Annotated in this window: 17 protein-coding genes; 8 read left to right on the top strand and 9 right to left on the bottom strand. The window is 60.7% G+C overall.

The features are described 5' to 3' along the window. Window positions 1-75: 75 nt before the first annotated feature. Window positions 76-1,608 (bottom strand): hypothetical protein, encoded by a 1,533-nt coding sequence (locus LGH70_RS03105; protein WP_226182585.1) that lies wholly within the window; start codon window positions 1,606-1,608, stop codon window positions 76-78. Between the two features lie 189 nt (window positions 1,609-1,797). Here LGH70_RS03105 and LGH70_RS03110 point away from each other — a divergent pair, with 189 nt between their 5' ends. From LGH70_RS03110 to LGH70_RS03125, 4 genes are all read left to right on the top strand, one after another. Then, a complete protein-coding gene (locus tag LGH70_RS03110) occupies window positions 1,798-2,550 on the top strand; it encodes a hypothetical protein (protein WP_226182586.1) in 753 nt (250 codons plus the stop codon). An 11-nt stretch (window positions 2,551-2,561) separates the two neighbouring features. Then, a complete protein-coding gene (locus LGH70_RS03115; RefSeq protein WP_226182588.1) occupies window positions 2,562-3,176 on the top strand; it encodes a hypothetical protein in 615 nt (204 codons plus the stop codon). Window positions 3,177-3,366: 190 nt separating this feature from the next. Continuing rightward, window positions 3,367-3,930 (top strand): hypothetical protein, encoded by a 564-nt coding sequence (locus LGH70_RS03120; protein ID WP_226182590.1) that lies wholly within the window; start codon window positions 3,367-3,369, stop codon window positions 3,928-3,930. 68 nt (window positions 3,931-3,998) lie between these two features. Beyond that, entirely contained in the window at window positions 3,999-4,835 is an 837-nt protein-coding gene (locus LGH70_RS03125; RefSeq protein ID WP_226182592.1) for a DUF1206 domain-containing protein, read from the top strand. A gap of 61 nt (window positions 4,836-4,896) precedes the next feature. On the opposite strand, the gene LGH70_RS03130 is transcribed toward LGH70_RS03125, so the two are convergent. Beyond that, window positions 4,897-6,111, bottom strand: a complete 1,215-nt coding sequence (locus LGH70_RS03130) for an NAD(P)-dependent oxidoreductase (protein WP_226182594.1) — start codon at window positions 6,109-6,111, stop codon at window positions 4,897-4,899. Window positions 6,112-6,261: 150 nt separating this feature from the next. Between LGH70_RS03130 and gcvP the strand changes: the two genes are divergently transcribed. Continuing rightward, window positions 6,262-9,183, top strand: a complete 2,922-nt coding sequence (gene gcvP, locus LGH70_RS03135; protein WP_226182596.1) for an aminomethyl-transferring glycine dehydrogenase — start codon at window positions 6,262-6,264, stop codon at window positions 9,181-9,183. Window positions 9,184-9,279: 96 nt separating this feature from the next. Here the strand turns inward: gcvP and LGH70_RS03140 are convergent, their stop codons facing one another. Then, window positions 9,280-9,576: a hypothetical protein gene (locus tag LGH70_RS03140; protein WP_226182598.1), complete on the bottom strand. Its 297-nt coding sequence runs from the start codon at window positions 9,574-9,576 to the stop codon at window positions 9,280-9,282. Window positions 9,577-9,800: 224 nt separating this feature from the next. On the opposite strand from LGH70_RS03140, the gene LGH70_RS03145 reads away from it, so the two are divergent. Next, window positions 9,801-10,400: a DUF4136 domain-containing protein gene (locus LGH70_RS03145; protein ID WP_226182600.1), complete on the top strand. Its 600-nt coding sequence runs from the start codon at window positions 9,801-9,803 to the stop codon at window positions 10,398-10,400. Window positions 10,401-10,490: 90 nt separating this feature from the next. Here LGH70_RS03145 and lipA read toward each other — a convergent pair whose 3' ends face one another. Both lipA and LGH70_RS03155 read right to left on the bottom strand, forming a co-directional pair. Then, window positions 10,491-11,393 carry a lipoyl synthase gene (gene lipA / locus LGH70_RS03150; protein WP_431357415.1) on the bottom strand — a complete coding sequence of 301 codons (903 nt, stop codon included), beginning with the start codon at window positions 11,391-11,393 and terminating at the stop codon, window positions 10,491-10,493. 157 nt (window positions 11,394-11,550) lie between these two features. Next, complete coding sequence (locus LGH70_RS03155; protein WP_226182604.1) at window positions 11,551-12,327, bottom strand: hypothetical protein; 777 nt, start codon at window positions 12,325-12,327, stop codon at window positions 11,551-11,553. A gap of 110 nt (window positions 12,328-12,437) precedes the next feature. Here LGH70_RS03155 and LGH70_RS03160 point away from each other — a divergent pair, with 110 nt between their 5' ends. After that, window positions 12,438-12,845 (top strand): OsmC family protein, encoded by a 408-nt coding sequence (locus tag LGH70_RS03160; RefSeq protein WP_226182605.1) that lies wholly within the window; start codon window positions 12,438-12,440, stop codon window positions 12,843-12,845. Window positions 12,846-12,960: 115 nt separating this feature from the next. On the opposite strand, the gene ytxJ is transcribed toward LGH70_RS03160, so the two are convergent. The 4 genes from ytxJ to LGH70_RS03180 form a co-directional block, all read right to left on the bottom strand. After that, window positions 12,961-13,305, bottom strand: coding sequence for a bacillithiol system redox-active protein YtxJ (gene ytxJ, locus LGH70_RS03165; protein WP_226182607.1), 345 nt, complete (start codon window positions 13,303-13,305; stop codon window positions 12,961-12,963). A gap of 4 nt (window positions 13,306-13,309) precedes the next feature. Then, window positions 13,310-13,633, bottom strand: a complete 324-nt coding sequence (locus LGH70_RS03170; RefSeq protein ID WP_226182609.1) for a hypothetical protein — start codon at window positions 13,631-13,633, stop codon at window positions 13,310-13,312. Window positions 13,634-13,746: 113 nt separating this feature from the next. Further along, a complete protein-coding gene (locus tag LGH70_RS03175; protein ID WP_226182611.1) occupies window positions 13,747-14,037 on the bottom strand; it encodes a hypothetical protein in 291 nt (96 codons plus the stop codon). 145 nt (window positions 14,038-14,182) lie between these two features. Continuing rightward, on the bottom strand, window positions 14,183-16,171 hold the full coding sequence (locus tag LGH70_RS03180; RefSeq protein ID WP_226182613.1) for an alpha-ketoacid dehydrogenase subunit alpha/beta: 1,989 nt from the start codon (window positions 16,169-16,171) through the stop codon (window positions 14,183-14,185). Window positions 16,172-16,306: 135 nt separating this feature from the next. Here LGH70_RS03180 and LGH70_RS03185 point away from each other — a divergent pair, with 135 nt between their 5' ends. Beyond that, window positions 16,307-18,964, top strand: coding sequence for a TonB-dependent receptor plug domain-containing protein (locus tag LGH70_RS03185; protein ID WP_226182615.1), 2,658 nt, complete (start codon window positions 16,307-16,309; stop codon window positions 18,962-18,964). The last annotated feature ends 17 nt before the right edge of the window (window positions 18,965-18,981 follow it).

Consider the following 18,981-nt stretch of genomic DNA (forward strand, 5'->3'; position numbering starts at 1 on the left):
TCGTCTCCCGACGCACGCTTACCCCAGCGGGCCCATGCTACTGCAGCATGGGCCCGCTGTTGTTTAGGCCGGAACCTACACTGGGGCGGCGGCCGACAGCTCCAGCAGCACGTCGTAGTAGGGACGCGCTACCGTGCGGGATTTTAGCCAGGCGTAGAAGCTCATGGCGTGCAGATCTTCGCGCTCCAGCGGCAAAAAGGCGGGCAGCGCTTCCATGCGCTTCACGAAGCCGGGCCGGGTGGGCGCAGCCGGGTCATCAATAATTTCGCGCACCAGCCCCAGGTAGTTGAGCACGTAGTGGTAGTCGCCGCCGTCGTCGCCGAGCCGCTCGCGCAGCACCCGCTCGATGGCCCGCAGGCGGTTCAGGGCCAGGTCGGGGTTTCCCATCTCCAGCTGCACCAGCATTTCGCCCAGGCTTTTATTGAACACCCACTCCAGGCCCATTTGCTGCTCGCACCACCGGTCGGAGCGCCCGATACCAATCAGCACCTGGTTGGTTTTGGCAAACTTGCCTTCGGCAAAGTAGTGAAAGCCCAGCCCCAGCCGGGCCGTGAGCTGGTCGCGGGGATTGAGTACCACATCACGGCCCTTGAGCACCTCCTCCAGCAGCTGGATACTTTCAGTATTGCGCCGCAAGAAGGCGTAGTTAGCGGCCAGCAGAAACGTGTACTTGGGCACGAAATCGGCGTAGTGCCCGCGCGGGCCGGTGTACAGCGCCACCCGCAGCTGCTCCAGATACTCGATGGACTCGCTGAAGCGGCGCGTGCGGTAAAGGCCGTGCGCAATCATGTAGAGCAGGCTGAGCTGGTAGTAGCGGTGGGCCGCTGCAAAGCCGTGCCGCTTCTCCATGAGGCGGTAGCAGCGGATGACAAAAGGCGTGAAGGAGGCAAAGTCGCGGCGGGCCAGCATGGCGCTGCGGGCAATGGACATGAGCCGGTAGAGCAACGACGGGCGGCGGGCAAAGGCCTCCTGCAGGTCGTATTCGCGCAGTACTTCGTGCATGATGCCATCAAACGACTCGCCGGCCCGGCCTCGCACCCGGGCCTCGCGCAGGCGTTGCCGGATCAGACTGTGGGCAATGCCGGCCCGCTCCTCTTCGTCGGCCGCCTTCTTATTGAGGTTGCGGCGGCGGATAATGTCATTCAGGTCGTCGGCGTATTCACTGTCGGCCTGGGCAATCTGCAGGTTATAGATGGTATTGAGCAGCTCGTACTGCTCGTTGGTGAGGGCCAGCTTCTCGGCCTTGCGCAGCGTGAGCCAAGCCATGCGGGGCACGCCGGCCTCGAACAGGTACTGGGCCAGGGTAAGCTGCCCGCGCACGGAGGAAGCCGCCGTGGGGTCTTGCTGGCGCTGGCGCAGCAGCAGAAAATCGGTGACGTGCCGCATCAGGCGCTTGCGCAGGGCGTAGTAGGCCACCGTGTTGGGCTCCTCCGGATAGAGGCGCGCTACCAGCTCCTCGGTGGTATATTCCTTCTGGTGCAGCAGCAGCTCATACAGCCGCGAGTCCATGCGGCCCTTCTGCTTTTTGCGCTGGCGCTGAATAAATCGGCCGAAGTCTTTGCGGTCTTCCGCGGAGAAAGTGGCGAGGGTAGTGCGTAGGTCATCCATGAGCGTGACCTAAGGTGCGGATAATTTCTTAAAGTCTACCAAATCTAATTTTAAGCATTTATATATCAACTATTTAAACACTATATACAGACAATACAAAAGTCTTACAAACCCGAAAACCGGGTAGCAGCGGCCGGTAGTTCACTTGCATCTTTAGCCTATAGAATTTCACTCTACCGACCCCACACCATGCTACGACTCCTACTCCTGCTTGCCGGCTGCCTGCTGGCTTTCACCACCCACGCCCAGGATTTGCTGACCAAGCAAAACGGGGAAGAGCTGCAGGTGAAAATCCTGGAAATAACGCCCACGGAAGTGCGCTACAAACGTTTCGACTACCTGGATGGACCTCTGATTATCGTGCGGAAGTCCGACGTATTCATGATTCGGTATGCCAACGGCGTGAAGGAAGTGCTGACGGCACCGGCGGCTACCTCCCCGGCGCCAGCCTCGGCCCTGCCATCGTCCCCACCCCCGCCGGGCCCGGTAGTGCCCGGCGACGAAGCCCCGGCCTACAATGAGGTGCACCTGGGCGGCCCCCGCATCGGCGTGACGGTGCTGGCCGGCGGCGTGGCCCGTAAGGCGGAGGCGGAGTATAACGTCAACCCATTTCTGACGCAGTTTGGCTGGCAGTTTGAAACCCGCATTTTCCGCTTGCCCAGCGGTACGTCGGGTTTGCTGGAAATCATTCCGCTGATTGGAGGCCTGGAGCAAAACAAGTTTATTCCCAGCCTGAATGCCCTGGTCGGTATTCGGGGCCCCAAGGGACTGGAATTTGGCCTGGGCCCCAACCTGACGCCCATCAGCGCCAGCATTGCTCTGGCCGTAGGCACCAGCTTCCGCTCCCACGGCGTCAACTTCCCGGTGAACTTTGCGGTAGTGCCCGGCAACGGCGGCGCCCGGTTCAGCCTGCTGTTCGGCTTCAACTCCCGGCGCTACTAGCCCCAGCTGTTATGAGCGTCCCTGCCTATTTCCGGCCGGCCGTGCGCGGCGGCCTGACGATTCTTTGGTTACTCCTAACCCACGTGGCCCAGGCCCAGCACGACGTAATCCTGCGCACTGATGGCCGCGAAATAAAGGCCAAAGTGCTGGTCGTGGCCCCCGATGCCATTCGCTACATAGCCCGCCCGGACAGCGCCGCCGCTGATACTCTGCAGCTGGCTGCTGCCGAAGTATTTCTGATTCGCTACGCCAACGGGGCCCGGGAAGTAATACACCGCGCGGCCCCTCAGCCCTGGGTACTTGCCCCGGCCGAAGCGCGCCTGCGCGGCGCTTCCGATGCCCGCCAGTACTACACCGGACGCCGCGCCTTCTGGGTTGCTTATGGCGTCACGGTTTTGTCGCCGGTGGCCGGCCTTGCTACCAGCATTGGTATTGCAGCCCGCCGGCCCAATGCGTCCACTTTTAAGGTGCCCGATGCCGAGCTGCTTCGCAATCCGGACTACTTGCGCAGCTACCAGCAGCAGGCCCGGCGCCAGCGGGCAGGCAAGGCCATGGTCGGGTTTGGGGCCGGGGTTGGCACCCTGCTGATGGGAGCGGCTATTCTGGCGGCCACTGCGCTGCACTGAGACAACCTTTGCCAGTAGCTGTAGCGAGTTACAGGAGTTTTGGAATTTACCATACTGTTATAAACATTAAAAACCTGTTAATAAACCTGTTACGATAATTAAAACAGATATACCAGCTTGCTTGGTAGTAATTTTTCAATTAAAATTATGACATAAACATCCATCTGCCGCACGTTTCTGTTATCCGTGTATGGTCATTGCACCCGAAGAGATTCGTCAGCTGGGAAGTGTCGAGTTGCTAAGCCAGCCGAAAACCGCTTTTTTCTGCTCCCGTGACTACCCCGCCAGCATCGAGCAGCCCACGTACCTATGGGCCCTGGAGCAGCGCGCCCAAAGCCGGTGCATCGTGTCGGGCTTTCACTCTTTGCTGGAGCAGGTCGTCTTTCGCTACCTGCTCCAGGGGCGTCAGCAGCCGATTGTGTACGTGCTTGGCCGCGGCATTCAGCCCAATATCCGGATGGAGTATGGGCCGGAGATTGAAGCCGGCCACTTGCTGTTTCTTACCCCTTTCGAAGCGGATGTAAAAACCGTGACCCAGGAAACGGCCGACATCCGCAACATGCTCGTGGCCGAGCTGGCCGACCAGCTTTTTATTCCCTACCTGGCTCCCAACGGCAATCTGGCGCGGCTGCTGCAAAGCTCCTCGGCCCACGGCAAGCCCATCCTGACGCTGGATATTCCGCAAAACAAGGCGTTGCTGGGCCAGGGCGCGGCCGTATTTCAGCCCAGCGGCATGCTGGGCCGGCATGGGTAGCCGCGAAGGCCCGCACCCAAACTCGGCCATCCTCGTAAGCAGTAGCCTTCACCTACACGTTTGCAGCTATGGCTTCGATTTCTTCCGTTCTTCCTCACGCCTCCCCTTCCCAGGGTATCCGGACGCTGGCCCGCTTCGGATTTGCGGCCAAGGGCGCCGTGTACCTGACCATGGGCATTCTGGCCCTACTAGCCGCTACTGGTATGCAGGGTGGCAAAACCACCGACAAACAGCAGGCCGTGCAGGCCATTCAGGACCTGCCCATGGGCCGGTTTCTGCTGGGCCTGATTGCGCTGGGCCTAGCCGGCTACGTTATCTGGCGCTTTACCCAGGCCCTACGCGACACCGAAAACAAAGGCCATGGTGCCAAAGGAATTGCCCGCCGCATTGGCTACGCGGCCAGCGGCCTGTTCTACGTGGCCCTGGCCTACTACGCGGGCAAATCGGCCTGGGAAAACACGTCCGTTAGCAGTGCCGGCGGCAGCGGCAACACCAAGCAGTCGATGGTGCAAACGCTGCTTGAGCAGTCGTACGGTCAGTGGCTGGTAGGCGCCATTGGTCTTTTTATCATCGGCACCGGCATCTACCAGATCTGGCGGGCCTACTCGGGTAAATTTGCTAAGCACGTGAATGCCAGCAGCCTGCCCACCGAGCAGCAGCAGCTCGTATTCCGCACCGGTCAGATTGGCTACACGGCCCGCGGCATCGTTATGGCCATTATTGGCTACTTCTTCGTGCAGGCCGCCCGCCATGCCAACGCCAGTGAGGTAAACGATACCGAAGGCGCCTTCGACCTGCTGAGCTCGATGGGGCCGGGCGTGCTGGGCATAGTAGCTGTGGGCCTGATGGCCTATGGCATCTACCAGATTGTGCAGGCCAAATATCCGGTTCTCAACGGAGTGTAGCATCCCTGCTTCACTACTGATAAAAAAAGGCCCGCTTTACAGCGAGCCTTTTTTTGTGCGCTTAGTCAGCCACATAGTCACTTAGGTACTGATACCGCTCGGTGAGCTGGCCACCCCGGGCAATGGTAGCCCGCTCGATGACGTCGTCGGCATCGTCGCTGAGCAGGTGGGGAAACACGTTGTCGAGCAGCTGGCGGCCGAAGTCGCGGGAGGCGTTGCGGGGCAGCTCGCAGGGCAGGTTGTCCACGGCCATCATCGTGATGTTGCCCGGCCGGGAGCAGGGCTCTTCCAGCTCCCCGGTCTGCGGGTTGTAGTCGTAGAGCGGGTTCTGGATACTGCTGCTGCGCTTGGTGCACGGAATAGAGCCATTCACGTCGCAGGTCACGTCGGCAATGGTATTAATGCGGAAGCCGGGCTGACGGGTATCTTCTTCACTAAACAGCTTGGGGGCCGTGGGGTGCCAGTAGGCGCAGGCAATGAGCAGGTCGGTGACGGGCAGAAACTTGTCGAACGTACTCTTGTACAGCTGCGGGTTGCGGTGAAAGTCGGGCGTGTCCCACACCCGGCCGTCGATACGGGCGTTGTAGTCGGAGCTGCGCAGCTGGGCGTACACGGGCTCCGCGAAGTCCAGGTACAAGTAATCGTACACGCTCACCTTGCGGATGCCCATCCGGTCGAGCACCTCCAAAGCGCCCTGGGCCACGCGGCCCGAGCCGGTCACGGCAATCTTGATAGGCGGCAACTTTTTCACCTTGAAGAACTCCTCCTGCATGTCGTCCATGTCCACGCACTGGTAGGCGGGCTTGAGGCGGTAGAGGTCGTGCTTGCGGCCGTAGGTCAGCAGCCCGTTGTAGGCCCCCACGATGCCGGCGTAGCGCCCGAAGGCCACAATTCGCTCCCCGTTGGCGTTGGTGAGCATCTCGTAGTCAATAAGAGTAATGCTCTTCTGCAGAATGGCCCGCAGCAGCTCCCGGTTGGCGGGCTGCTTTTTCACGGTGTGCGAAAAGAACATATACGTTTTGTCGGGAATCAGCTGAGCCACGGGCACTTCCTTCACACCCAGCAGCACGTCGCACTGGCTCAACTCGGGACTCACCTGAATGCCCAGGTCGCGGTATTCCTGGTCGGAGTAGCTGCGCACGGGGCTTTCCTGCACCACGATGGTCAGGCCGGGAAAGGTGGTTTGGGCCTCCACGCACTTTTTGGGCGTCAGGGGCACGCGTTTGTCCGGCGGATTTTTGCCTTCGCAGATAATGCCAAGGGTAACTTTTCGCATGGGTTTGGGGTTGGGTGGTAGCAAGTTGGGTAGGATGGAATATCGGGTAAAACTACCCCTTTTGCCGTAAGGCGGCCTCGCCTTTTCGTCTTACCTTTGTGTGCCCCACCCTCCCATCGGGCATTTCCCCGCCATTTCTAGCCCTTTTCTATGATTCTCAAAACCAAGCCCGCCGACGTATTCATCGACCGCCACAACGGTCCGGATGCTGAGGCAGTGGCCGCAATGCTCCGCACCATCGGTGTAGACTCGGTCGAGCAGCTCATCGACGAAACAGTGCCCGCCGCCATCCGGCTCAAGCGCGAGTTGAACCTGCCCGCTGCCCTTACGGAGCGGGCTTTTTTGGCGAAATTCAAAGGCATTGCGGCCAAGAACAAACTCTATAAAAACTACATCGGCCTGGGCTACCACGACACCCAGCTGCCGGGCGTAATTCAGCGCAACATCCTGGAAAATCCGGGCTGGTACACGGCCTACACGCCCTACCAGGCCGAAATTGCCCAAGGCCGCCTCGAAGCTCTGATCAACTACCAGACCATGGTAATTGACCTGACGGGTCTCGAAATTGCCAATGCCAGCTTGCTCGACGAAGGCACCGCCGCCGCCGAGACCATGCACATGTTTCACAGCCAGAGCAAGAAGAAAAATGCCACGCGCTTCTTCGTATCGGACCTTGTGCTGCCCCAGACCATCGACTTGGTGCGCACCCGTGCCACGCCGCTCGGCATCGAGCTGGTGGTAGGCGACCACCGCTCCGTTGATCTGAACGATGACTCGCTGTTTGGCGCCCTGCTGCAATACCCCGCCGCCGACGGCCAGATTTTCGACTACAAAGACTTCATCAGCAAGGCCCACGACCACGGAATTTTTGTGACCGTAGCCGCGGACTTGATGGCCCTAACCCTGCTTACGCCTCCCGGCGAGCTGGGCGCTGATGCCTGCGTGGGTAACTCCCAGCGCTTCGGCGTACCCATGGGCTACGGCGGCCCCCACGCCGGTTTCCTGGCCACCAAAGATGCCTTCAAGCGCGTGATTCCCGGCCGCATCATTGGTCAGAGCATCGACGCGGCCGGCAACAAGGCCTACCGCATGGCCCTACAAACCCGCGAGCAGCACATCCGCCGCGAAAAAGCTACCAGTAATATCTGCACCGCCCAGGTGCTCTTGTCGGTGCTGGCCGGTATGTACGCCGTGTACCACGGTCCGCAGCGCATCCGTCAGTTTGCCACCAACATTCACGCCCTGACTCAGCTGCTGGAGAAGGAGCTGAAAGCCCTGGGTTTAGAGCAGGCCAACGATTTCTACTTCGACACGCTCAACATTCAGCTGGAAAGCGCCGAGCTGCAGCAGGCCGTGAAAAAAGAGGCTGAAGCCGCCGGCATCAACTTCCGCTACTTCGGCGAGTCGAACGTAGGCATTTCCCTGCACCAGAACACCGAAGCTTCCGACGTCGCCTTCATCGGGGCCGTATTTGCCAAAGTGCTGGGCAAGTCGGCGGCTGAAGCCGTGGAAATTCCCGAGGAAGTCGAGCTGACCTGGCCTAAAAACTTCGTTCGTACTTCGGAGTATCTCACGCACCCCATCTTCAACACGCACCACTCCGAGCACGAGATGCTGCGCTACATGAAGCAGCTGGAAAACAAGGATTTGAGCCTGGCTCACTCCATGATTCCGCTGGGCTCGTGCACGATGAAGCTCAACGCCACCGCCGAAATGATTCCGGTGACCTGGCCCGAAATCGGTGGCCTCCACCCCTTCGCGCCCCGCGAGCAGGCTCAGGGCTACCAGCAGATTTTCGAGGACCTGGAAGCCTGGCTCTGCGAGGTAACGCGCTTTGCCGCCGTCAGCCTGCAGCCCAACTCGGGTGCCCAGGGGGAGTACGCCGGTCTGCTCGTGATTCGCGCTTACCACGAAGGCAACGGCCAGGGCCACCGCAACATTGCCCTGATTCCGGCTTCGGCCCACGGCACCAACCCCGCTTCGGCCGTTATGGCCGGCATGCAGGTAGTGGTGGTAAAAAGCACCGAGGAAGGCAACATCGATGTGGAAGACCTCAAGGCCAAAGCCGCTCAGTATGCCGACAACCTGAGCTGCCTGATGGTGACTTACCCCAGCACCCACGGCGTGTACGAGGAAACCATCATCGACATCTGCGCCACGATTCACCAACACGGTGGCCGCGTGTACATGGACGGAGCCAATATGAATGCCCAGGTAGGCCTTACGTCGCCCGCCACCATCGGCGCCGACGTGTGCCATCTGAACCTGCACAAAACCTTCTGCATCCCGCACGGCGGCGGCGGGCCCGGCGTAGGCCCCATCGGCGTAGTAGCCGACTTGGCTCCTTACCTGCCCGGCCATGCAGTAGTCGAAGTAGGCCACGAAAAAGCCACAGGCGCCGTTTCGTCGGCGCCCTGGGGCTCGGCCAGCATTCTGCCCATTTCGTACGCTTACATCTCCATGATGGGTGGCGAAGGGCTGAAAGCGGCTACTGAAATAGCCATTCTGAACGCCAACTACATCAAGGCCCGCCTCGAAGAGCACTACCCCGTGCTGTACACTGGCTCGAATGGCCGCTGCGCCCACGAAATGATTCTGGACTGCCGCCAGTTCAAGAAGGCCGGCATCGAGGTAGAGGACATTGCCAAGCGCCTGATGGACTACGGTTTCCACGCGCCTACCGTGTCGTTCCCCGTGGCCGGCACCCTGATGGTGGAGCCCACCGAGTCGGAAAGCAAGGAGGAGCTGGACCGCTTCATCGACGCCATGATTTCTATCCGCAAGGAAATTGCCGCCGTTGAGTCGGGTAAAGCTGATGCCAAGGATAACGTGCTGAAACACGCCCCGCACACGGCCGCTACCGTCCTCACCCACGAGTGGACGCGCCCTTACTCGCGCGAGCAGGCCGTGTACCCGCTGGAATACGTGCGGGCCGCCAAGTTCTGGCCCACCGTCAGCCGCATCGACTCGGCCTACGGCGACCGGAACCTGATTTGCTCCTGCACCCCGCTGGAAGAGTACGCCGACCAGGAAGAAAAGCTGGTTGCTACCGACAAAGGCCCGTCCTATTAACGGCTGCTAACCAAACAAAAAGAGCCGCCCCGGAAGGAGCGGCTCTTTTTGTTTGTCGGTTTGCAAGCGGGTGTGCCAGATACGGTGGCCAGGATTCTAGCGCTGGGGAAAGCAGGTGCGGTACATGTAGCCCGTCACAGGTTTGCCATCCTTGGTCACCCGGGCCTTCACGAAGTAGGCATCCACGGTATCCATCACCTGCACTTCCATGCCCGAGCCAATAGTCGTCAGGGTGGCCGACTGCTTGCTCATGCCATCATACAGGGTGCATTCGACGACGGTGTTGTAGGCAACGGGCGTCCGGTTGGCGCGGGAGGAGGAGGAAGACTCGCTGGCGGCGCTACAGGAAGAAAGCAGAGCCAGAGTAAAGATGTGAAGTAGACGTTTGTTCATAATAAGTCGTTAGGTGGGTTAAGATAGAGCTATTTCAAGGTTAAAAGGAATTTTCCAATAAAATTTCTTCGCCGGAATACGCTGCTAGCCTACCACTTCGGGAACGTTGGCGGGGCCCTCAACGTTAAAAAATCAGCCCTACAAAGCTGGATTTTTCGGTACTTGCTGCCAACCATCCTTCGTCCGTTGGGTTCTTCTATACTCCACTATCTGATCAACCACCAATGAACCGCATATCCCGCTTTTTCGCCCGTCCGGTTGCCCTGGCAGCCGTGGGCCTTTCCCTGCTGCTGGGAGTTAGCAGCTGCGCCAGCTCGCACGTTGGTGTCTCCTCCGATTTCGACCATTCCGTGAATTTCCGCGCCTATAAAACCTGGGCCTGGTATCCACAGCAGATGACGGACACGGAAGGCGGTCCGGCCAAAGGCTACGAGTCATTCTTCGATAAGCGCATGCGTACGGCCGTAGAGGCTGAAATGGGCCGTAAAGGCCTCACGCAGGTCGACAAGAACCCCGACATTTTTGTGGCCTACAGCGCCAAGGTGGAAGACAAGCAGCGCGTGAATTATCCTTACTCGCCCTATGGCTTCGGCTACGGCTACTACGGTTATGGCCGCGGTATGAACTCCGTTTCGGAATACAAGGAAGGCACTGTCATCATCGACATCGTGGATGCCAAGCGCAAGGAGCTGGCGTGGCGCGGCATGGGCGAAGCCCAGATTGAGAACCGCACCATTTCCGAGCCCGAAGTATTCCGCATTGTGGGCAGCGTGCTGGGCACCTACCCTCCCACCGACGGTCGCAACAGCCAGGCTACCCGCTAAGCTCAATCTGCGAAATGCTGTCAAACAAAAAGCGCGGCCCCCATAGTGGGAGCCGCGCTTTTTGTTTGACAGCATTTCGCAGTACGCCTTTTAAATCGGCACGTTCACGTGGCGCTCGGCGTGGTAGCTGCTACGTACCAACGGGCCGGATTCCACGTACTTGAGTCCCCGGCGCAAGCCTTCCTCGCGGTAATGCGCGAACAGATCGGGGTGAATGAACTCGGCTACTTCGATGTGACGCTTGGTAGGCTGCAGGTACTGGCCCAGGGTCAGGATGTCGAGGCCATTGGCCGCCAGATCGTCCATGGCTTGGTACATTTCCTCTTTGGTTTCACCCAGGCCCAGCATAATGCCCGATTTAGTGCGCTTACCGGCTTCCTTGGTGCGCCGGATCTGCTCCAGGCTCCGGTCGTACTTGGCCTGGGGCCGCACGAGGCGGTAGAGGCTGCCCACAGTTTCCACGTTGTGCGACACCACTTCCTGCCCACCGGCAATCATGGTATCCAATGCGGCCCAGTTGGCTTTCACGTCCGGAATCAGCGTTTCAATGGTGGTGCTGGGGCTGAGCTGCTTGATGCCCACCACAGTTTCGTACCAGATGCTGGCGCCCCGGTCTTTCAACTCGTCGCGGTTCACGCTGGTAATTACGGCGTGCTTCACGCCCATGAGCTGAATGGCTTCGGCCACGCGACGGGGCTCGTCGGTGTCATACTCATTGGGGCGGCCCGTAGCCACGGCGCAGAATGAGCAAGAGCGGGTGCAGATGTTGCCCAGAATCATGAAGGTGGCCGTGCCGGCGCCCCAGCACTCGCCCATATTCGGGCAGTTGCCGCTCTCACAGATGGTGTGCAGCTTGTGCTCGTCCACCAGGCGGCGCACTTTGGCATATTCGGGGCCTACCGGCAGCTTCACGCGCAGCCAGTCCGGCTTGCGCGGCTTGGCTGGTACCGCCGGAGCGGCGGTTTGGGCTTGAATGATAGGTAAAGTCAGCAGCAGGTCATCCATACTACAAAGGTAGCGGTCAGTTAGCAGTTATGAGTACCACCGGGCAAGGATGGCTAAAAAACAGAAGACTTTCCAGTCGTCAGGGTATAAACACCCGAACGCCTGAAAAGTCCTTTTTAGTTGCCGAAAAGGCGAGGTTGTTGGCTTAGCTCCGGTGCCCGATGTAGAGCGTCAGGTACACGGACGGGAAGAAGTTCGTATTCAATGCGCTGTCACTGATGTTAGGAGCCCGCAGAATCATCAGGTTCTTAGGGTACACTTCAAACAGGAAGCCGGTTTCGATGCCCGCCACGGCGTCGCGGTAACGGCCATACTCGAAGCTAAGCGCCCCGCGCAGGTGGCCACCGACTTTCACATTCGTTTCGCCGGCCCCGGTGAAAATGGGGGCCCGGTCCAGAATCAACTCCGCCCGGGGATGAAGCGTGGGGTCGTACTGCTCACTGCGGATATCTTCCTGCACCGCCCGGCCGCCGTTTTCGCGCAGCGTATAGTCGTAGTAGATATAGTAGGGCATCAGCAGGCCCACCGAGGGCCCGGCGCCGAGCAAGGCGTTGATCTGTACTCCGGACTCGGGTGCTTTGCGGAAAACAACGCGCTGCATACCGAAGGAAGGCCGTATGACGAACATGTAGTTCGACTTGCCAGCCACGAAGGAGCCGCCGGTAGCGCCGTTGAGGAGGCGCTGCTCCTTGGGGTGCTTCACCTCGACGCCCTCAATGCCCCAGAACCGGGACCATTTTTCGTCCAAAACCCGCGTAGAGCGCACGGCGACACCGCCAATCAGGCCACCGCGGGTGTTGAAGTTGATGCCGTAGGTAAATTCCTTGCGGTAGGAAGGCTCGTCGTTGCTCTGGGCCTGCACCCGAAGCGACGACCCAAGCAGGGCCAGCAAGCAAAAGCCGAAAGTGTAGAAGTGACGCACGGGTGGCGGGATGGCTAAGGATGGAGGAAATGACGCGAAATGACCGGCCACGGGGCCGTCCTATCTAAAGTACGTAAATTTGCGAGCAATGTATTGCCAACTTTCTGACTATGAGCACCGCCACCGCCCGCTACGCCGGTAATCTGCGCTCCGAAGCCGTTCACACCGCTTCGGGCACCACTATTTTCACCGACGCCCCCGTGGATAACCACGGCCGCGGAGAAGCTTTTTCCCCCACCGACTTGGTCAGTGCGGCGCTGGGCACCTGCATGATGACCATTATGGGCATCGTCGCCGAGCGCAACAACCTTGACCTGACCGGGGTGAGCTTTGAGGTAAGCAAGCATATGGCCTCGGAGCCGCGCCGCATTGCCCAGATTGATGTAAGCTTTCGGCTCCCGGGTTCCCTAACCAAAAAGGAGCGTGCCTTGCTCGAAAACGCAGCCCGCACCTGTCCGGTAGCCCTAAGTCTGAACCCAGAAATCCGGCAGGAGGTTCAGTTCGCCTACGGCGAATAAGTGGAATTGTGAGGTGGTGAACGGGTGAGTTATAGGGCTACTGGTAACAACTGCGCAGTCTGCGCAAACAGTAGAAAAACTTACCCCTTCACCACCTCCTCATCTCACCACTTTTCTAGCTTACTACGCCCTTCACGTCGCTGAGGCGGATGCCCATGTGGGAAGCATCGAAGCGGCACTCGCCATCCTGAATCAGCAGCAGCTGGGGCGACTCGTGGCGCACGCCAAACTTGCTGGTTATTTCGCTGGAAATGGGCCGGTAGCGAAGCAGGTCGAGGTAGTAGATGGTCACGTTGTCCAGGTTGGCATCGGGCCACTGGCGTTCCAGCTTGCTTTTGGCCGCGGCGCTGATGGAGCAGCTGGTGCTGTGCTTGAAAATCAGCACCGGATGCTCGTGCGACTCGCGTACGATATCGGTGAGCTGATCGGACTCGGTGAGGGGCAGCCAGGGAGTACTCATAGGACTATTCTTTCTTTGCTTTCTTTTTGGTGCGCAGGCCCAACCCAACGTGGGCCGGTTCGCTCACGCGGGGCATGCCCGCGTTGTCGAACTTATAACTCTCGCGGCCGTCATTAGGTTGCTGCGGCCGGCCGGTTCCGCCAGGCTTCAGGCTGGTTTTATCCACCGACAAGTGTGAGTCCTTGTATTCAGCCTTGAACTTGCGGGCGTCGCGCAGGGCGCGGCGACTTTCGGCTCGTTTGCGCGCCGGATACATATCGTCGGTTTGGGCCAGGGCGGCCGTACTCAGGCCCAACAGCAGCCCGCAGGCTAAGTAGATGACACGCATAGAAATCAGGGGTAGGGAATGTCTGATGGACTAGACTGCGGCGGCGAAACCAGGTTTAAAATCTGCCGTCGAATGTATACGCAACCGCTACAGTAAGTGGCATTTGCAGAGCCTTAAAACGGCAGCGTAATACCCAGAAAGGTGCGCTGGCCAACTTTTTTCTTCAGGCGCCGCCGCTCGTACTTGGGTTTTTTCAGCAGCCCGTTTTTGTCGTAGTTGTTTTTGATGGGCTTCATCTCCGTGGTAGCCCCCGTGCTGCGCCCATCGGCTGACACCTCGTCCTTGTTGACGGCCTTCACCTTGGGCTGGGGCGGCCCCGTGGGGTTAGGCATGCGGTAGGGTCGGCAGCCGCCGCCAGCCATGAGCAGGAAGCCAAGCGCGACACCGCCTACGACGCGGCGCATGGTAGAAAAAGACAAAAAGCTCATGCAGCGCAGTTCACGATAAAGCTTCGGGACAAGACAGTCCGAAAGATAAACAACAACCCAGACACTAGCAGACTAGCGGGGAAAGCAGCAGCTGACTACCACTTCTTTACCCCGCCAACGGCTAGTAAGCCAGCAGCTTCTCGACCCGCTCGCGCAGGCGCTGCTGGGGCAAGAAGGCCTTTTCCAGCGGCGGCGAGAAGGGAATGGCCGTGTCCAGGGAAGCCACGCGCTGCACCGGGCCGTCGAGGTGCTCGAAGCAGTGCTCGGCAATCCAGGCCGCAATTTCTCCCCCGATGCCGCCCGTGAGCGTGTCTTCGTGGAACAGAATGATGCGGCCGGTTTTGAGCACGGTGGCCCGCACGGCTTCCTCGTCCCAGGGCAGCAGGGTGCGCAAATCCAGGATGTCGCAGTCCAGGTTCAGCTCCTCGGCCAGGCTGGTGGCCCAGTGCACGCCGGCCCCGTAGGTGATGATGCTCAGCTCCGAGCCTTCCCGGGCCAGAGCGGCCTTGCCGATAGGCGTGGTGTAGTACGCATCCGGAACAGGCCCGCTGATGCTGCGGTAGAGCATCTTGTGCTCGAAGTAAATCACCGGGTTGGGGTCTTCAATGGCGGCATTGAGCAGGCCCTTGGCGTCGTGCGGGTTGCTCGGAAACACCACTTTCAGGCCGGGTGTGTGGGTAAACCAGGCCTCGTTGCTTTGGGAGTGGAATGGGCCGGCCGCCGAGCCCGCGCCGGTGGGCATGCGTACCACTACGTCGGCATTCTGGCCCCATCGGTAGTGGCTTTTGGCCAGGTTGTTCACAATCTGGTTGAAGCCGCAGGTTACGAAGTCGGCAAACTGCATTTCGACCATGGCCTTTTTGCGCCGGATGCTCAGGCCCAGGCCCGCGCCCACAATGGCCGACTCGCACAAGGGCGTATTGCGCACCCGGCCCTTGCCAAACTGCCCCACGAAGCCTTCCGTTACCTTAAATACCCCGCCGTAGTCGGCAATGTCCTGGCCCATGAGCACCAGCTCGGGGTAGCGCTCCATGCTCTGGCGCAGCGCGTCGCTGATGGCGTCGACGTAGCGTTTCTCGGTGGTTGGTTGCTGGTTGTCAGGTGCTAGCTGCAGCGACTTATCGGCCTCAAAGGGCTGGTACATGTCGGCAATTTCCTCCGCCACGTTAGCCGTCGGCATGGGTGTAGCGTCGGCCACGCGTAGCCCTTCCTCGATTTCGCGCTTGATGGTTTCGCGGAAGCGCATGCGGGCTTCCTCATCCAGAATGCCTTCGGCCAGCAGCCACTTCTCGTAGTTTTCCACCGGGTCTTTCTGGGCCCACTCCTCAAACAGCTCCTGGGGTACGTACTTGGTGCCACTGGCTTCCTCGTGGCCCCGCATGCGGAAGGTAAGGGCCTCCAGCAGCACGGGGCGCGGGTTCTGGCGCAGGTCCTCGGCCAGGCGCTTCACCGTGTCATATACTTCCAGCACGTTGTTGCCGTCTACCTGCACAGCTTCCATGCCGTAGGCGGGGCCCTTGTCGATGAAGTAGTTGAAGCGGAACTGCTCCCGGCTGGGCGTGCTCAGGCCGTAGCCGTTGTTTTCGATGATGAAGATGACCGGCAGCTGCCACACGGCCGCCACGTTCAGGGCCTCGTGGAAGTCGCCCTCGGAAGCGCCCCCGTCGCCGCTGTAGGTTACCGTCACGCGGGGCTGCTCGTCGAGCAAATCGGCCAGGGCAATGCCGCCGGCCACGGCCAGTTGCGGCCCCAGGTGACTGATCATGCCCACGATGTGGTGCTCGTTGGTGCCGAAGTGGAAGCTCCGGTCGCGGCCCTTGGTGTAGCCGGTGGTTTTGCCCTGCCACTGGGCAAAGAGCCGGTCGAGGGGGATATTGCGGCCCGTAAACACGCCCAAATTGCGGTGCAGGGGCAGAATGTACTCGTCGGGATTTAGGGCCAGGGTGCTGCCCACCGAAATGGCCTCCTGCCCGATGCCCGAAAACCACTTACTGACCTTGCCCTGCCGCAGCAGAATGAGCATTTTCTCCTCTATCATGCGCGGCTTGAGCAGCCCCTGGTAGAGGTGGAGCAGAATGTCGTTGGAGTAGTCTTTCCGGTCGAAGTTCATACGGGAGGAGTGGGTGGGTAGTAAGCAGGGCAAAAGTACAGGTTTGGACGAAAGGAAAATTGTTGAGTTCTGGTGTGAAATCAGCCGGGCCGCGGCATCTATCTTCGGGGCTGATTTCTTCCCTGTATCCTTACTATGAATAGAATCTTACCGCTCAGCATTCTTTCTCTTGCCGCTTCCGCTGCCCAGGCCCAACAACCGGCTAACACACCCCTCACTTCTATTGATAGCCTTCGCGCAAGTCACCCCGGCTTAATCGTAGATTATCCTATCCGAGAACACAACCTACTGCCGGCCTTCACCACTATTCAACCCCTACTCAGCCGCGTAGCCGGGGTGCAGGTCACGCCCTACTCCGGGGCACCGGGGGCCTGGGCCACGGTGCGCATTCGGGGGGCGACGAACCTGACCGGCAGCAGCCAGCCCCTCTACGTGGTGGATGGCGTGCCCGTGTACAATACCGACGTGACGCCGGAGCGCTGGAGCAGCCGAAGCCCGTTTTCTCAGCCCAACAATAACTCCAACTACCCTAACAACTCTACCCCGACCACACCCAACGCCAACCCGCTGCTGGACCTGCCCGTGGAAGACGTAGACCACATAATTGTGCTAAAAAGCGCCGCCGCTACCGCTCAATACGGCATGCAGGGCTCCAATGGCGTTATCCTGATTACCACAAAAAGCGGCGCGGCGCGGGGCAGCGCCCCCCAGCCCCTGCGGGTGCGCTACAGCGGCTGGGGTGGCGTGCAGCAGGTGCGCCAGCGCTATGAGCTGCTCAATGGCCGCCAGTATGCCGAGCTCGTCAACGCCGCCGCGGGTTCCAACCTCGGGAACCCGCCTCCCTACTCGGCCGCCGAGCTGAACAGCTTGCAGGAAGTAGACTGGCAGGACGAACTGTTTCGGCCCGCTGCCATCCAGAGCCACAACCTGAGCGTGGACGGCCTCGCCGGCAACACCCGCTACTACGCCGCCGCCGACTACCTCAATCAGGCTGGCGTCATCGTCAAGTCGGGGATGAGCCGGGGCAGCCTGCGTTTCAACCTCGACCAGCAAGTCACCGAGAAGCTGCACGTGGGCGTGCGGGCCAGCGCCAGCCAAACCGACCAGCACCACGCCGGTCAGGAGCTGGATGCCGGCTCTCTGGTGCGGAGCTACCTGCTGGGCATTCCGGCCGTACCGGCCCGCACCGCGTATTATAGCTACGTCCCGCCCGAGCCTCGCTTTGCCCTCGACGACTACTCACAAACGGCCCGCACCCGCCGCCTTATCACCCAGCTCAACGCCACCTACCAGTTCTCGCCCAGCCTGAGCCTGACCGCCCGCGGCAGCCGCGAGAAGGTAGACGCCGAAGGCCTCGACTACACACCCAACGGCTTTGGCCCCGGCCCGGTAGCCGTGGAGCACACCGGCACTGCCACCACCTCGGCCCGCAACTGGGTAGTGGCCGCCGCCCTGCGCTTCGAGCGCACCTTCCGGGAGCAGCACGCCGTGACGGCGGCCCTCAACTATCTGCGCCAGCAGGACCAGCGCGAGCTGGATTATACCTATGAAGGGGCGTACTCGGGCGGCTTTTTCCGGTCCGAAGAGAAGCGCCTGGCCATTCACAGCCCCTCGGTGGTGGCGGGCTACACCTACGCCGGCCGCTACGAGGTGCAGGCCTCCATGCGCACCGAGTTTGCCTCCGGCAAAAACGCCTCCGATAAGAAAGTGTGGCTGCCCGGAGCCCAGCTGAGCTGGCATATCAATAAAGAAGGCTTCCTGCGTAACGCCGAGCAGCTCACCGACCTCACCCTCTGGGCCGGCTCGGGCAAAACCAGCTCCTTTTTCGTGGCCGACCGCACCACCCAGCACGATGCCGGCCTGCGCGCGGGCCTGCTCGGAGGCCGCCTTACGCTGGAAGTGGCCGCCTACCAGCGCCGCACCACCCATTCGGAGGCCTCGTTCCTGGTTTCGGTGCCCACGGGTAGCGGCATCACCACCTACCCCATCTTTCCCAACATCACGCTGCTCAATAAGGGCCTGGAGCTTACCGCCGGTGGCAGCTGGCAGGCCGGGCCGGTAGCTGGTTTCTCCCAGCTGAGCGCCGCGACTAACCGCAACGAGGTAACCGAGCTCAAGCCCGGCGACGACTTCGGCCAGATGGTGCCCAGCAACCTGGCGGTGGGCCAGCCCGTGAGCCGCTTCCTGGTGTATGAGGCCGATGGCACCTACCCGGCGGGCCACCCCAGCGCCGGCCAGCGCCGCGCCACCGACCGCAACAACGACGGCCGCCTCGACTACGGCGACACCTACTACGAAAACGGCGGCCTGCCCCGCTACTCGCTCAATTTCACGCAGCAGCTGCGCCTGAAGCGCTTCCAGCTCGAGGCCCAGCTCGACGGCCTCTTCGGCTACCAGATGCAGAACTCGGTCCTGATGCGCCTCGACGCCCCCTCGGCCTCGGCCAATAGCACCGTGCGGGCCCTCGACTACTGGACGCCCGCCAACCAGAACACCTCCGTACCCCGGGCCGGTAGCGGCATCCGCTCCTACCCCCTTCCCTTCAACGAGGACCTGGAAGATGGCAGCCACGTGCGCCTTTCCCAACTTGCCCTTAGCTACGAGGTGCTCCGCTCCGATACCCGCACCATCAGCGTGTGGGTGGGCGGCCAGAACCTGTTCGTAACCGGCTCCTACCGCGGCTTCGACCCAAATGTGAGCAGCGGCGGCGCCGGCCCCTACCACGCCGGCCAGGATACGGGCGTGTACCCCGTAGCCCGCATGTGGCAGCTGGGCGTGCGCGGCCAGTTCTAAGCCACCTGCCTAACTTA

Source organism: Hymenobacter nitidus, assembly GCF_020447315.1.
Classification (GTDB): domain Bacteria; phylum Bacteroidota; class Bacteroidia; order Cytophagales; family Hymenobacteraceae; genus Hymenobacter; species Hymenobacter nitidus.